14 protein-coding genes are annotated in these 15,718 nt (G+C 43.9%); 2 read left to right on the top strand and 12 right to left on the bottom strand.

The features are described from left to right. Positions 1-158 precede the first annotated feature (158 nt). Positions 159-1,595 carry a hypothetical protein gene (locus tag WS40_RS05330; protein ID WP_046440781.1) on the top strand — a complete coding sequence of 479 codons (1,437 nt, stop codon included), beginning with the start codon at positions 159-161 and terminating at the stop codon, positions 1,593-1,595. Between the two features lie 156 nt (positions 1,596-1,751). On the opposite strand, the gene WS40_RS05325 is transcribed toward WS40_RS05330, so the two are convergent. From WS40_RS05325 to WS40_RS11455, 8 genes are all read right to left on the bottom strand, one after another. Next, entirely contained in the window at positions 1,752-3,344 is a 1,593-nt protein-coding gene (locus WS40_RS05325) for an NAD(P)/FAD-dependent oxidoreductase (RefSeq protein WP_046440779.1), read from the bottom strand. A 60-nt stretch (positions 3,345-3,404) separates the two neighbouring features. Beyond that, positions 3,405-4,676, bottom strand: a complete 1,272-nt coding sequence (locus WS40_RS05320) for a CdaR family protein (protein WP_046440777.1) — start codon at positions 4,674-4,676, stop codon at positions 3,405-3,407. After that, positions 4,664-5,545 (bottom strand): diadenylate cyclase CdaA, encoded by an 882-nt coding sequence (gene cdaA, locus WS40_RS05315; protein WP_041337229.1) that lies wholly within the window; start codon positions 5,543-5,545, stop codon positions 4,664-4,666. The genes WS40_RS05320 and cdaA overlap by 13 nt, the downstream gene beginning before the upstream one ends. Positions 5,546-5,708: 163 nt before the next feature. Continuing rightward, complete coding sequence (locus WS40_RS05310; protein WP_046440775.1) at positions 5,709-6,569, bottom strand: YitT family protein; 861 nt, start codon at positions 6,567-6,569, stop codon at positions 5,709-5,711. A gap of 30 nt (positions 6,570-6,599) precedes the next feature. Next, on the bottom strand, positions 6,600-8,069 hold the full coding sequence (locus WS40_RS05305) for a DUF2130 domain-containing protein (RefSeq protein WP_022288271.1): 1,470 nt from the start codon (positions 8,067-8,069) through the stop codon (positions 6,600-6,602). Positions 8,070-8,205: 136 nt separating this feature from the next. Next, complete coding sequence (hcp, locus tag WS40_RS05300; RefSeq protein ID WP_046440773.1) at positions 8,206-9,768, bottom strand: hydroxylamine reductase; 1,563 nt, start codon at positions 9,766-9,768, stop codon at positions 8,206-8,208. A 67-nt stretch (positions 9,769-9,835) separates the two neighbouring features. Beyond that, positions 9,836-10,354 (bottom strand): spore maturation protein, encoded by a 519-nt coding sequence (locus tag WS40_RS05295; protein ID WP_046440771.1) that lies wholly within the window; start codon positions 10,352-10,354, stop codon positions 9,836-9,838. Then, positions 10,341-10,865 carry a nucleoside recognition domain-containing protein gene (locus WS40_RS11455; protein WP_325208437.1) on the bottom strand — a complete coding sequence of 175 codons (525 nt, stop codon included), beginning with the start codon at positions 10,863-10,865 and terminating at the stop codon, positions 10,341-10,343. Before WS40_RS11455 ends, WS40_RS05295 begins: the two co-directional genes overlap by 14 nt. Positions 10,866-11,119: 254 nt before the next feature. Here WS40_RS11455 and WS40_RS05285 point away from each other — a divergent pair, with 254 nt between their 5' ends. Next, a complete protein-coding gene (locus WS40_RS05285) occupies positions 11,120-11,368 on the top strand; it encodes an AbrB/MazE/SpoVT family DNA-binding domain-containing protein (protein WP_046440767.1) in 249 nt (82 codons plus the stop codon). A 112-nt stretch (positions 11,369-11,480) separates the two neighbouring features. On the opposite strand, the gene WS40_RS05280 is transcribed toward WS40_RS05285, so the two are convergent. The 4 genes from WS40_RS05280 to dnaG are packed head-to-tail and all read right to left on the bottom strand — an operon-like array spanning position 11,481 to position 15,697. After that, positions 11,481-12,344, bottom strand: coding sequence for a glycoside hydrolase family 25 protein (locus tag WS40_RS05280; protein ID WP_046440765.1), 864 nt, complete (start codon positions 12,342-12,344; stop codon positions 11,481-11,483). Further along, positions 12,316-12,774 (bottom strand): RrF2 family transcriptional regulator, encoded by a 459-nt coding sequence (locus WS40_RS05275; RefSeq protein WP_022288277.1) that lies wholly within the window; start codon positions 12,772-12,774, stop codon positions 12,316-12,318. Before WS40_RS05275 ends, WS40_RS05280 begins: the two co-directional genes overlap by 29 nt. Before the next feature lie 16 nt (positions 12,775-12,790). Further along, on the bottom strand, positions 12,791-13,891 hold the full coding sequence (rpoD, locus tag WS40_RS05270) for an RNA polymerase sigma factor RpoD (RefSeq protein ID WP_022288278.1): 1,101 nt from the start codon (positions 13,889-13,891) through the stop codon (positions 12,791-12,793). A 42-nt stretch (positions 13,892-13,933) separates the two neighbouring features. After that, entirely contained in the window at positions 13,934-15,697 is a 1,764-nt protein-coding gene (gene dnaG / locus WS40_RS05265) for a DNA primase (RefSeq protein WP_046440762.1), read from the bottom strand. Positions 15,698-15,718: the final 21 nt, after the last annotated feature.

Genomic DNA, 15,718 nt, shown 5'->3' with positions numbered 1-15,718 from the left:
AAAACCAAGTCCATGTGTGAAAAAAATTCCGGCAGTGCCTGGATTTTATGTGCGTTGAGCCGAGGGTTGAGCTTTCAAGGGTGTTGGACGATATTAACGAATTTTTTTAGTAACAGAATAGGCAGGAAAGTCCTGTCTTTAAAATAGGAGGAAAATTTATGAGCGAATACAAGATCTACTCATTGCATATGGGTAAGGCAAAATGTGCTGTTGATTTGGGCGATGGCTCTGAGCGTGGAGAGTATGTAAATCAGGATTATATTCTCAACAAAATGGGCAGACCACACAGAAGCATAAGCCTTATGTACTGCTACTATCCGCTGGATAAGGAGTTCCCTGGAAGAATTTCTGAGGTAATGAAGGACGAAGATGTTTCTTTTGCATGGGATTATCCATATGATGATTATTTCACATACAAGGGCGGTCTTGAGGGCAACACAGAGGGCGAGCCTTTTACCTTCATGAGAGATGTAAGACGTCATGGACAGGACGTTACACTCACACTCACAGTTGACCCACACGTTTCAGACGAACAGCTTATCGCTATCGCAAATGACCTTAGACCTTTCGGCAGACTTCTTCTTAGAATAAACCATGAAGCTACAGGCAACTGGTTCTCATTCAACAAGAGATGCACTTATCAGGAAGTTGCTGATTTCTACTGCCGTTTCAATAAGATACTTAAGGAATATGCACCAAACGTTTCTACTATTCTTTGTATCGGTGGCATTGAAGATCTTAACAAGAAAGAGATCGAAAAGGAAGCAGAGTTTTCACAGGCTGTCAAGGAGACAGACATCTGGTCTGTTGACAAGTACATGGCTCTTCACTGGGGTTGGCCTTATGACGTTGCTGAAAGAGGCGGCACAAGCCACAGCAGAAGCAAGGTCAAGGACATATACAATATGACAAAGCGTTCTTTTGAGAGATTCAAGGAGATAAACGGAGGCGTTACAAAGCCAATGGTAATGAGCGAGTTCAACGCTGACGGTGATGTTACAGGTCCATACGATCAGGCAGCAATGGTAAAGGAATTCTGCGATATGCTCAAGGCTGACGGCGAGAGCTGGTTCTCAGGCTTCACATTCTATCAGTTCAGAGACAGAGGACGTCTTGGTCTTGAAATTCAGGACCCTAACTATGCTGACTGCGGTATCGAGCAGCCTGTTATGAAGACATACAAGGAAATAATCCACGATGATTTCTTCAAGCCTGCAATGACAAGAGGCGACGAGGTTACACTGCCATGCACGCTTCGTTGGGGCGGTTCTGAGGACGCTGAGGGTCTTGAGATCCCTCTTCACTTTGAAAAGAATCCACACTTCTGCGAGGTTACATTTGATGATGATTCAAACATCATGATGGAGATAAACGGCAAGTGGTTCTATAAGTCACCTGAGGCAAAGACGATCGACCTTATGGCAGCTTTCTTTGAGAAGCCGCTGGAGGGGGAGGCTGATCTGACTCTCAGACTTTTTGCTCCTCCTGCAAGCGGTGAGAATGATCTGTCTATTGAGGACGGACTTATGAACAGCTACACAGAGATCAAGAAGCTTCCTGATATCCGTATCAGATTCGAGCCAGTTGAGCTTTAATTTCAGACATAATTTAAGGGACGGTTTTGCCGTCCCTTTTTGTGTGATATTTCGGCTTATACAAACGAGTGTAGGTAAACGGGCGAACAGTGTTCGCCCCTACAATAAAAAGCCATTTACTGTACGAGTTTTTGTACAGCAAACGGCTTTTTTGGGTTATTTATCACACGGTGCTTGTCTTGACATTATCTGCATTGCGGCTTTAAGACCGTCAACAGCGGCGGACATTATGCCTCCTGCATAGCCTGCACCCTCGCCGCAGGGATAGAGATTTTCCACTGAGAGAGATACCATATCTGCGTTTCGTGTAATGCGAACAGGGGAGCTTGTACGGGTTTCAGGTGCGGTGAGCATTGCACCTTTATCGCCGAAGCATTTCATTTTTCGTGAGAAATTCTGCAAGCCGCCCTCCAGCATATCAGTCACGAATTTAGGGAATACATCACGAAGCTCTGTCACCTTACAGCCAAGTGCGTAGGTGGGTGAAACTGTGCCTGCTATTTCAGGCTTGCCATCAAGAAATCCGCCAACTGTCGTGCCTGCGCCTTTATATGAGCCTGTGAGAGTATAAGCTTTTTGCTCTATAGACCGTGCGAAAGCCACTCCATCAAGTGGGCGGTGACCAAAGTCGTCAGGGGTAACGGCCACAACAACTGCGGCATTTGCGTTTTCACCGTCACGGGCAAACTCGCTCATGCCATTTGTGACAGTGCCTCCGCTTTCGGAAGCTGACGGCACAACTGTACCGCCTGGACACATACAAAAAGTGTAAACACCTCTGCCGTTTTTATCACGCCATGAAAGCTGATATTCACCCTTTGGAAGCAGTGGATTGCCTGCATGGTCACCGTATAAGCTTTCGTCAACAGCCGCCTGCTTATGTTCTATTCTTGCGCCAACAGAGAACGGCTTAGGCTCTAAAAAGATGTTTTTGCATTGCAAAAGCTCAAAAGTATCCCTTGCGGAATGACCAATAGCAAGTATAAGGGCAGACACTTTTTCGTCCTTGTCACCGGCTGATATAGTCTGCACTTTGCCATTAGCGATAGCCAGATCAGTGAGGGCAGTGTCAAATCTTACCTCGCCCCCAAGCTCTATTATCCTTTTTCGGATAGCCGTGACGATATTTCGCAGATTGTCAGTGCCGATATGCGGCTTAGCTTTTGTGAGGATCTCTTTCGGCGCACCGAAATCCACGAAGCGTTCAAGAACATATCTGCAAAGAGGGTCTTTTATTCGTGTGGTGAGCTTGCCGTCAGAAAATGTGCCTGCACCACCTTCACCGAATTGCACGTTGCAATTGGTGTCAAGCTCGCCTGTGAGCCAGAATTTCTGTACTGATGCGGTACGTTTTTCCATTGAGCTGCCACGCTCTAAAATAATCGGTCTATATCCCTGCTCGGCAAGGGCAAGTCCTGCGAACATTCCTGCTGGTCCAAAACCTGCAATGACAACTTTGCCCTCTGCTTTTTCTGTGGATATGACAGGCTTGTAAACACTGCGCTCAACATATGTCAGGGAAGTGTTCTTCTCACAAAGCTTCTTTTCAAGGTCGGCACTGTCAAGTGTCACGAAAACTGAGTGGACAAAGTGAATGTCGTTGCGCTTTCGTGCATCAAGAGAGCTTTTGTGTATCTCGCAGTCTATGGTGTGCTTTGAGGCACTGCCTAGCTTTTTCAGAGCGGTGGAGATAACTTCCTGCTCTGTTGCGTTAAGGGGGGAACTTATTTGATTTACTATTATTGGCATATATTCTCCTGCGTTTTTACCGAAAAATCGGGACGAATAGATCGTCCCGATAAAATTTTATTAGTCTGAAACAACTATCTGTATCTCGTTTTTGCCGAAACCCCAAACGTTGTTGTAGGTCGGTGAATAGATTATAGCCTCTCGAGCATAAGAACCAGAGTCAATTATGTCGCTGAGATTGACCTCAGCGTATAAGTCGCTGTCTTTAAGATTGTTTATCACATCTTCAGGACCGTAGACCTTGACGTTTGTGAGCTTTTTTGTTTCTATCTCAGTGGACTTGCCTGACGGCTTGCCCGTTGCGATGATATGGTCTGATGTTATGGTGAACTCCTTCGAGGTGTATCCCTCTGAGTCAAAGGATACACGAACGTTTTCATCGCCATTCATATTGATCTCACCTGAGTTAAGAGGGATCTTGAAGCTGAACACTTTTGCAAGGTTTATCTCTGAAAGTTTTATGGAGCCGATAGTGAGCGTTTCTGTATCTGAGTCGTCAAGATTTGGCGATACCACAGAAATCTCTTCCTCGGAAAGCTTCAGTGGCAGTGAGCTGACATCAAAATTATCCGTACAATTAGAGATATCTACCTTTAGCTTTGCTGTCTTTTTCTTGTAGATAACAAAATTCACATCGACAGACTTTGTATCCTTGACTTCTATTTTAGATGGATCAACAACGTTGTCGTCATCGTCATAGAATACTATATCCTGTGTGTTGATAGTCGTGTCCTCGGATATTTTCTTTGATTTTGAGATCTGTGCCACTGCTTTGCTTATGTTGTCAAGGTCATTTTTCGGACCTTCAACTGTTATCTCGCTTGGCGATGTGGTAGTTTCTTTAAGGATATAGCCCTCCTCAGCGCTTATGAGCGGGGCTTCTGCGGTGAGTGGGATAGTCTTTGTGGTAAGTCTGTCAAACTCCACAGAAACAGTGTCAGGGTTGACAGAAACTACAGTTACCTTGTCGGTGGAATGTGATGACTTGACATCTATGTCAAGGTCGTAGGTACCCTCTTTTGTTACGTCATCAAGATTGACAGTTGCCACAAGATCTGCGGCAGTATAGCTGCCTATCTCATAGTTCATGCCCTTTATCTCAACGTCTACGGAGATATCCTTATAGTTGAGTGCGGAAAGTCCTTTTTCTTTCGCCTGCGTTCCGTCAAGCGAGAACACAACAGGAACGTTTGTTATAGTCTTATTTATTGTAGGATACTGAGTGATAGAAAGGGCGAACCATATTATTACAGCAATGATTATGGAAAGTATTCTCAGACCAAAGTCTGCACCATGGCGATTTTCTTTTTTAGCCTTTTTTACTTTTTCCATTTTGAAATCACCCTTCCTGCAAAAGAATTTTCTCTAATGGAATTAGCGTCCTTTTCAGGCAAAAGACGATTGTCCAGAAGTCTTTTCAGAGAGTCCTTTGAATATCCTCTGGTAAGCTCTCCGTTTTCGGCAACTGAGATGTTGCCTGTTTCCTCAGATACCACGACGACTATTGCGTCAGAGTTTTCGCTCATTCCGATAGCTGCACGGTGTCTTGAACCGAGTTGTTTGTTTATAAGTTCGTCTTTCTGCGGCCTTGGCAAGAAACAGCCTGCCGCAAGTATTATTCCGTCTCTGATTATTACAGCACCATCATGAAGCGGTGTATTCGGGAAGAATATGTTTCCGAATATCGCTGTTGACGGTATGCAGTTGAGTATCGTTCCTGTAGCTATCTGTTCACCAAGCTTTGTCTTTCTCTCACAGATTATAAGCGCACCTGTTTTGGTGGAAGAAAGACTTGCGGCAGAATCACATATAGCGTCAATAGCTTTTTTCCAATGTTCGGTGTTGTCGTCAGAGTCACTTGAGCTAAAGAAATTAAAGCCACCCAGACTTGTTCGTCCAACCTTTTCAAGAACACGTCTGAGTTCAGGCTGAAACATTATGATAAGAGCAAGGAAGCCCCACTGGAAGCAGATCCTCAGCAAAAATCTGATAGTTTGCAAATTAAAGAATACTGCAAGCAGGTAGCAACCTATAAGTATAAGGATACCTTTTGTGAGCTGCTGCGCCCTTGTTTCGCGAATAAGCTTTATGCCGTGGAATATCAGAAAGGAGAGGATAGCAATATCGACAATGTCATTAAGACCTATTGATGTAAAAACGCCCCAAATAGCGTTTATAACATAAGCGATACTGTCAAGCATAGTTCACACCCTTTCGATAATTTCTGTAAATGTAATGAAAAAAACAAAACAAATACAGATGATTTTATATATATTAATAGTATATCATATTTTTTCGGAAAGTACAAGGGTTGAACAAGATTTTTTTTTATAAAAAGCGGACCTTTTTCAGTCCGCTTCTGTATCAGCTCTCTTTTGGCAGATAAAATCTTCCTGAGAGTTTTTGTGTTTTTACTTCGTTTATGAAGGCTTTCGGATCGGCTTCTTTTACAGCATGTATGACCTTTTTGGTCTGTGCCGCTGATACTACTGAATAGACGATCTGTCTTTCGCAGTGTTCATAAGACCCCTCGCCGTCAAGTATGGTCGCGCCATGCTGACTCACTGCATAAATAGCGTCTGCTATCTCTTTGGGCTTGTTTGTTACGATAAGCAAGGTGCTTTGCTGGAATTTTTTGTAGAGCATATGCAAAACGGTTGTTGAAGCATATTGAAAGATGATAGAGTACAGTGCTTTGTCCCAGCCGAACATAAAGCCTGCAACGCACAATATGACCGCATTGAAGCCAAGTATAACATTGAAGGTGTCCATATTGCTTTTCTCTGAAAGATAAATGGATATAAAGTCAGTTCCACCTGATGTTGCGCCACGATTAAGGCAGAGGCTAATGGCAACGCCGTTTATCATTCCTCCAAAGATGCTTATGAGAAGTACGTCCTGGGTGATTATGTGATTGGGGATAAGGTCGGTGAAAAAGCTGTTGAGCAGTATCATCACGCAGGAAAAAGCTGTGAACTTTTTGCCGATAAATCTGAAACCGATATACACGGGGATTATGTTCAGCGTTATGTTTATGATGCTGAACGGAAGCATTATGCCTGCAAGCTGTTTCACTGCACGCTGTATGAGTATGGACATTCCTGTCATTCCGCCTGGGTAAAGACCGCCTGTGTTTACAAAGGTCTTTGTGTTTAGCGCCATCAGAAAGGCGGCGACAGTCACGGCAATAATTGTGAAAATGTCTTTTCTGATATTTTTTTTCATGGCTTTGCCACTCCTTTCATATGTCAGCAATTATTCTCCTTTAAGCTCGGCAAATTTTTTCTGCATGGTAGGGTTATTTTTGGTAAGGCTCTTGATAGTGAGAGCGTCAGCCTTTTTGTTAGCAAGGCGCAGATTGTTTTCTGATGAAATAAGATTTTCTTTTATCTTTGTGAGATGTGCTATAGACTTGTCTATTTCTGTGATAGCTTCGCCAAAACGTCTGCTTGCAAGTTCATAGTTTCGGGCAAAGCCCTCCTTGAAAGTGTTGATGTTTTGCTCAAACATTGTGATGTCGATATTCTCGTTGCGCACCTTTTCAAGCTCTTCCTTATAGGAAAGGGTATTCATGGCGGCATTTCTCAGTATGGTGATTATCGGTATAAAGCACTGAGGTCGGACTACATACATTTTATCATAAGCATATGAAACATCTGTGATGCCTGCGTTATAAAGCTCGCTGTCGCTTTCCAAAAGTGAAACAAGTACAGCGTATTCGCATTTTTTCTCACGCCTGTCCTTGTCAAGCTCTTTGAAGAAATGCTCGTTCTTTTTCTTGGTGGAGGTGGTGTCCTGCTCGTTTTTCATTTCAAACATTATGGATATTATCTCCACACCGTTTTCATCACATTCACGGTAGATAAAGTCGCCCTTGCTTCCTGAGCTTGCGTCGTTATCCTTGTCAAAATAAGCGTTTCTGAATGCGGTAGCTCTTATCTTGTTGAACTCGTTCATGCAGTGCTGTTCAAGGCTCTCGCCTACCATTTTTGTAGACAGACGGCTTTTTAGGTCTTTGTAGTATGCGATAGCTTCGTCCTTACTTTTTATCTGTGCATTAAGCTCTGCAATAGTGGAATTTTTCTCACTTTCCACTTTTGAAAGTGCAGTGGTAAGCTCCAAAGCCTTTTCAGTATCCTTATTTTTGATATCTGTTTCAAGACGTGTTATCTCCGCTTTATATTCATTTTCTGACTTTTGCATTTGCAGAGTATGCTCAGAATTGAGCTGCTGTATCTGCATATCACGCTGAGATATCTCCTGCCTGAGCTTGTCCTTTTCGCTGTTGAATTGCGATCTTGCTTTCTCCACAGCCATTGATATGGCAAGTTCTTTTTCTGTGGTCATAGATTTGGTCTGAGCGGTAAGCTGTGCGATAAGCTTTTCGTTTTGACTTATCTGCTCCTTTAGCTGCTCAAGCGTTTTTTCATACTCGGCTCTTGTGCTCTCCTGCGCCTTTGTGACAGCAAGTGTCTTTTCGCTCTCGCCGTTAGCCGCAGCCGCTTTCAGCTTTTGTATCTCCATATCCTTATCATTGACAGCCTTTGTATACTTGCTGTCAAAATCAAGCTTAGCAAGCTTCAAAGCCTTGTCTTTTTCATCAGCCACACGCTTGTCAAGCTCTTTATCAAACTCTGCAGTTTTTACCTGTGCCACGATAGCCGCATAGCCCTGTTCATCAACTTTGAATACCTCTCCGCAGTGGGGACATTTTATTTCAGACATTTTATGTACCTCCGATTTCTTATTTTTTCTTTAATATGATTATACCATATTTTATTCCCTTATACAAGAAATGAAGAAGATTTTTTTACGACAAAAACGCAGGAACGTATTACCACGCTCCTGCGTTTGCGGCTTATCAGCCAAGTATTTTCTTTATATCTTCCTCTGGTGTGCTGATAGGAGTAAGCTGGAACTTATCCACCAAAACGTCAAGCACGCCCTTTGAAACGAATGCAGGGAGGGTCGGTCCGAGGTAGATGTTCTTTATGCCCAATGAAAGCAGGGTGAGAAGTATGCACACCGCCTTTTGCTCATACCATGAAAGCACAAGTGTCAGCGGCAGATCGTTCACGCCACAGTCGAACGCCTCGGCAAGTGCAATGGCTATCTTTATGGCTGAGTATGCGTCATTGCACTGTCCGCAGTCAAGTATCCTTGGTATGCCGTCGATAGTGCCAAGATCCATATCGTTTATGCGGTATTTTCCGCAGGCAAGAGTGAGGATAAGGCTGTCAGGCGGTGTGAGCCTTGCGAAGTCGGAATAGTAACTCCTGCTCGGTGACGCACCGTCACAGCCGCCTATGAGGAAGAAGTGCTTTATCCTGCCCTCTTTCACAAGGCTTATTATCTTTTCGGCATTTGACAGCACTGCGTTGTGTGCAAAGCCTGTCGTTACTGTGTGACCGCCGTTCATGCCTGTCATTTCCTTGTCCTCATCATAGCCGCCGCACTCAATGGCTTTTTCTATAACAGGCGTAAAATCCTTGTCGTCGCCAATGTGCACAAGCTCAGGATATGACACGATAGAGGTGGTGAAAACTCTGTCGCAGTAGCTTTGACGGACAGGCATTATGCAGTTTGTTGTGAAAAGTATCGGTGCAGGGATATTGTGAAATTCCGTCTGCTGATTTTGCCAGCCTGTGCCGAAATTGCCCTTTAGCTGCGGATAGGCTTTGAGCTTTGGATAACTATGGGCAGGGAGCATTTCACTGTGAGTGTAAATATTCACTCCTTTATCTTTGGTCTGCTCAAGGAGAAGTTTCATATCGTGCAGGTCATGACCGCTCACGACGATAAAAGGCCCTTTTTCAATGGTCAGTGGAACTTCTGTAGGGACAGGGTCGCCGTATGCGTCAGTGTTTGCAGCGTCGAGAAGTGCCATACATTTCAGGTTCACATTGCCTGTTTCAAGCACCAGCCCCAACAGCTTTTCAGGGTCGTTCTCGCTGCCTATGGCACGCAGAGCCTTGTAGAAAAAGCTTGTCACCTCGCTGTCAGTTTTGCCAAGTGCCTGTGCGTGATAAGCATACGCCGCCATACCCTTTATTCCGAAGAGGATAAGTGATTTCAGCGAGCGGATATCCTCATGATCGTTCCACAATTTTTTCATGTCGTAGTCATCAAACTTCTGAGAGTTGATGCGGTTTCGCTCAATGTGTATCTCCTCTGTGAGCTGTTTTATGGTGACATTATTGAAGTTCACGTTCGTGATAGTGGTAAAAAGCCCTTTGAGTATGAGCATATCTGTTTTTTTAGTTGACGAGCCATTTTCTGCGGCGTTTGCAAGGGTGATAAGTGCACCGATAAGCTCGTCTTGATAAACTGCTGTGTCGGCTTTTTTGCCGCATACGCCTACTTTTCCGTCACAGCCTGTGTTGTGTGCTGTCTGCTGACACTGGAAACAAAACATATCTTTCACTGGTAAGACCTCCGTATATTTGTGATAGGTCTATTATGTACCGATATGTGAAATTTATTCCTGAGTTTTATGAGAAAAACAGCCTTACAGCCAGTGCAGAGAACACAAATCCCATAAGGTCTGAAAGGCACGCCGCCGCAAATACCGAGGGATAAGTCTTTTGTTTTATGGCTGAAAAATATACTGCTATTGTGTAGAATGTCGTTTCCGTTGAACCCATTAAAACGCTTGCCACACGTCCGCTGTAGCTGTCAGGGGAAACGTTTGAAAGAATGGTTTCAAGGCAGGCGAGTGCGCCGCTCCCTGAAATGGGTCTGACTATGGCAAGGGGTATGCACTCTTCTGGAAAGCCTAGAAAAGTGGTCACAGGTCGGAGCAGTTTTGCTATAATATCAGCCGCACCTGATGATGTGAACATTCCCACTGCTGTCATAAGCAGAATGAGCATTGGTATCAGCCCCACGGCGATTTTGAGGTTTTCAGTCGCACCCTCGCAGAACACATTCACTATATCCACCTTTTTCACAAGCCCATAGCAAAGTATAAAAACCATAAGTGCAGGCACGAAAATGTCACCGAAATTCATGGCGTTCGTCCTTTCTGAGGTTGAGGGCATAGACCATAAGACAGCCCGCGGTCACGGAGATAAGGGAGGAGAAAATGATAGCAGGCGTTACGTCAAAGGGGGATAATGCACCGTGTTCAAGGCGCATTGCCGCAATGGTGGAGGGGATAAGCTGAATGGAAGCCGTGTTAAGCACCACAATCATAGAAATGCACTTCTTTCGTGCTGCGGGCGGAAGCTTCTGCATGGCTTTCACTGTGGCTATGCCTGAGGGTGTGGCGGCATTGCCTAATCCTAAAAGGTTTGCGGTCAGGTTCATTGTCACGGCATTCATGACCTTGGGGCAGTGTGCGGCATCTCTGAATAGTAACCTTGTGACAGGGGATAGCATACGGGCAATGACCGCTGTTATGCCAGCCTTTTCACATATCTTCATAAGTCCGCCCCAAAGACACATCGAGCCACTCAAGTATATGACAAGCTCCACCGCTTTGTTACAGCCTTCAAGAGAAGCCACTGATACTGCTGTCATGTCGCCTTTAAGAAAACCGCATAACAAGGCGGATAGGGACAATATCACAATTATTACGCTTAATATAATTAACACTCCTTTCGACTAGTATTCATATCAAGTTAATATATAAAAAACTTTGACAATAAGTGTGAAATTTTGGTGATAACGCTTGACAAATGTAATTATGTTTGTTATAATATGTTTATCATAAGATTTATGTTAAATGAAATACTATTTTTGTGTTTCAAATTAATTTAAAGGGGATTGATTTTATGAAATCTACAGGAATTGTAAGAAAAGTTGACGAGCTTGGAAGAATAGTTCTACCTATCGAGCTCAGAAGAACCTACGACCTTGCTGTTAAGGACGCTATCGAGATCTATACAGATGATGACAAGATCATTCTGAAGAAGTTCCAGAGAACTTGTATCTTCTGCGGAAGCGGTGAAGAGTGCGTTGAATACAAGGGCAAGACAATTTGTGCAGCTTGTATGGCAGAACTCAAGGGCGAGAACAAGTAATTACATATTTGTAGTAATATTATGAAACAGACAGGACGGACATGAAAGTGTTTGTCCTGTTTTTATTTTATGTGATAGAAAAAGCGTGTATGCAAAAAACATACACGCTTTTTTATATTATAAGCTTTTTGAAATCATCTTCGCTTCCGTTGAACACAGTCATGTGGAGATATTCGCCGCTTTCATAGAATGAGAATTTTACACGGTTGGTATAAGTCCAGAACGTCCAATCCATATCCTCGTCAGGCTTTGAAAACAGGCTCTCATACCATATCTTGTCCTTGTTAAATCTGCTGTCTGAAGCAACGATGTTTTTGTACGTCCGTTCTGTGCAGTATATGACAGGTCTTACGCCGTATTGCTTTTCTATCCTGTCGCAGAAGTCTGCAAGGTTATCTGCGGCTTCGTAATAGTCAGGTGGCAGAAGTCTGTAAAGTCCTCTCAGTCTTACCTCCACTGCAGGGATAAGCCTGCCGCTTAGATCCTCGCCCACAGCATTTATGAAATGCTCTGCCTGCTTAGTGCCGTCAGTATCAAGCTCAAGCACATGATATGCTCCCACTGATATATCAGTGTCCTTTGAACCGTTCCAGTTGTCACGGAACGCACCGTCCTCAAAGGTAGTGCCTTTGGTGGCTCTTATATATGCGGTCTGGATATTCTGCTTAGCAAAACTCTTCCAGCGTATCTCGCCCATTGACTCTGTTACAACAGGTCCTCTTATTGGATAGTCACGCTTTTTCGGCTCATTGAACCACAGTCTGCCTGTATACAAAAGCACCGCAAGGTTTATCACAAGCACAACTGCACACAGTATTATCAGCCGTTTTACGAGCTTTTTCAGAAATCTGTGACGCGGCTTTTCTTCCTCGTAGACCCCGTAATTTGTGTAGTTTGAAAGGTCACGATCGTCATACTCGCTGTCTATTTTGTTTATAGCTTCCTTGTCAAGCTTGAATTTCTTGCTGCGTTTCATTAGCAGTATCCTCTCGGTTAAATTCCTCAGAATTTGCGATAAGCTCCGCAAAGGTATATGTGTCAAGCTTGTTCCTTACCATTTCAGATATCTCGTTAAAAGCTTTCTGATAACAGCAGATACCGTCTGCACCTCTGTTGCAGGTGCAGTCTGGGGAAAGACATCTTGAAAAATAATATGTACCCTCTATGGCTTCAAGAACGTCTTTCAAGGTAAGCTGTGCAGGGTCTTTATTTATGATATAGCCCCCCTGCGTGCCTTTATATGACTTCACTATATCAGCCGCAACAAGCTTTCTCAGTATCTTCAGCGCAAATCGAAGTGTAACGCAGGCATCATTGGAAATGGTCTTTGCGTCCATTTTGTCTTTTTCGCGGCATAGAACGGATACTATTCTTACTGCGTAATCCGCCTCAAGTGTTATAAACATTTATTTTCTCCGAAACTTAGTCAAGATAATCTCTTACCTTGTTGCTCCTGTTAGGGTGACGGAGCTTTCTGAGAGCCTTTGCCTCTATCTGACGTATTCTCTCACGGGTAACGTTGAACTGCTGACCTACTTCTTCAAGAGTTCTTGAACGTCCGTCCTCAAGACCGAAACGCAGTCTGAGCACCTTCTCTTCTCTCTCTGTAAGAGTGGAAAGCACCTGATTTATCTGCTCTTTAAGAAGCACAAGTGAAGCGGCTTCTGCCGGAGCCGGAGCGTCATCATCAGGGATAAAGTCGCCAAGATGTGAGTCCTCCTCCTCACCGATAGGTGTTTCAAGAGAAACAGGGTCCTGAGCGATACGCATTATCTCTCTTACTCTTTCAACGCTCATATCAAGCTCTTTTGCTATTTCCTCAGGTGACGGATCATGACCGTTCTTGTGGAGAAGCTGTGAGGATACTTTCTTTACCTTTGTGATAGTTTCTACCATGTGTACAGGTATTCTGATAGTTCTTGCCTGATCGGCGATCGCTCTTGTTATAGCCTGTCTTATCCACCATGTGGCATATGTGGAGAATTTGAAGCCCTTTGTATAGTCGAATTTTTCAACGGCTTTGATAAGACCCATGTTGCCTTCCTGGATAAGGTCAAGGAAGCTCATTCCTCTGCCCACATATTTCTTTGCGATAGAAACAACAAGTCTGAGGTTTGCTTCTGCAAGTCTTTTTCTTGCTTTTTTAGCGTCCTTTTCATTACCGCTAGACATCTTTTCTGCAAGCTGTATCTCCTCCTCGGAGGTAAGAAGCGGCACTCTGCCTATTTCCTTAAGGTAGATCTTAACCGGGTCGTCGATAGCGATCCCGTCGGTTGAAAGGGAAATATCAACGCCGTCCTGATCCAGATCGTCTTCTGGGTTTACCATGTCAAGGCTGTCGTCGGTGATGATATCATCAATTATCTCGATATTATTTGCGGCACAGCTATCATAGAAGCTGTCCATTTGCTCGACGTCATAGTCGAGCTTTTCAAGAGCGTCAGTTATCTCTTTTGTAGTGAGCTTGCCTGTAGTTTTGCCGTGTTCCATAAGGTTATCAAGTATCTGTTTCTTGTCTGTCATTTCAAACACTCCAATCTCAATTTTTACATCGGTTGATCTTTGCTAATTCTTTTTGCGCATTTCCTCAAACTTTTTGAAGAAGTCATCGTCGGATATATCCTCCTGTTTCTCCTTCGGTTTGTAGTTTAAAAGCACATTTATATAATCCTCAGCGACCTTGGCGTCAATGCCCAGTTCGCTGTATTTTTCCAGTATCTCCGTTATCTTACCCACTTCCTCGGGTGAAAATTCACCATTAAAAGATGATACAGAGCAATCCTGCAAATCGGTTATCTTGCTCGTCAGGCTTTCGTAAACACGCCTATTGAAGCTGGTAACGAATTTGTCGGGCGGAAGCCTTTTGAGAACATCTCCGCAGGCGTCATGATTATTGTAGAGATAATATATGATACCCGCTTCAGCGGCGGATTCTCGTCTGTGTTCATTGGCTTCGGGGTTTATGGTGTCACGCTTGTCAGCGAAGGTTATAGTGCGAGTCCATTCCTTTTTGCTATACTGATAGCGACGGTTTTTAAGTATAGCATTAAGTTCTGCATTGACAGTTGTGATGCTCACATTCTGTTCAGCCGCCACCTTTTTTGCGTATATCTCACGCTCAGTAGGGGAGCTTATATCCGCAAGGACTTTATAGGCTTTTTTGAGATAATCTATCCTGCCTATATCAGTGTCCATATCAATGCCGTCTTTGCATTTTTCTAGCTCAAACTCTATTGCACCGTCTGATTTTTTCAGCAAATGGCGAAAGTGGTCTGCTCCGAATTTGTTTATGTACTCATCAGGGTCTTTTGCACCGTTCATTTTTATAACGGTGGTTTTAAGACCGGTCTCACCGAGAATTTTTATTGCTCTCGTTGTGGCTTTCTGACCTGCGCCATCTGCGTCATAGCATATGACAACGTTGTCTGCGTAGTTGGATATTATCTTCGCCTGTTCAGGGGTGAGCGCAGTTCCGCAGGAAGCTACGGCGTTCTCAAAGCCTGCCTGATTAAGGGAAATAACGTCAAGGTTACCCTCACACAGAAGAATGGTCTTATCTTTCACTGCGGCGTTTTTGGCGAAGTTCATGGAGAAAAGAAATCTGTTTTTTGAATACACAAGGGTATCTTTTGAGTTAAGGTATTTTCTCTTATCGTCAGGTGTGAGCGCTCTTCCGCCAAAGCCCACTATATGACCTGCAAGGTCGATAAAAGGGAACATTGCACGATTTACGAAGAAATCGAACGTATTTCGGGTATTCTTCTGTGAACGTGAGATAAGCGAGCCTTGCTCCAATTCTTCCTCGGTAAAGCCCTCAGAGAGCATATAGCTTTTCAAGGCAGACCAACTGTTTGGAGCAAAGCCCATTCCATATTTCTTTATGGTTTCAATACTGAGCTTACGTTTGTTTATAAGATAGTCAAGACATTCCTTGCCCTGTGGTGTCTTTAGCTGATGATAGAAAAACCTTGCGGCTGTTTTATTCATTTCATAGAAGCGCTTTCTGGTATCGGTGCGCTTGCTGTCATAGCCGTTATCCTCCGGAAGCGGCACTCCGCCACGTTCTGCAAGGAGCTTGACAGCTTCCCAATAGTCCAGATTATTGTACTTCATTGTAAAAGTGATAACATCTCCGCCTGCTCCGCAGCCAAAGCAGTGAAAATACTCTTTGTCAGGGTGAATATGGCAGGACGGGGTTTTTTCGTTGTGAAAAGGGCAGAGGCAAACATAATCTCTGCCTGTTCTTTTGAGGGTGACGTAGCTGCTCATGACCTCTGCGATAGGGTTGGCAGCTTTAAGTCTTTCTATAAAATCTATAGGCAGTGGCAAATTTCTTCCTCCTTGGGTATG

Source organism: Ruminococcus sp. N15.MGS-57, assembly GCF_000980385.1.
Lineage (GTDB): Bacteria > Bacillota > Clostridia > Oscillospirales > Ruminococcaceae > Hominimerdicola > Hominimerdicola aceti.
This window is presented reverse-complemented; position numbering and strand designations above follow the sequence as displayed.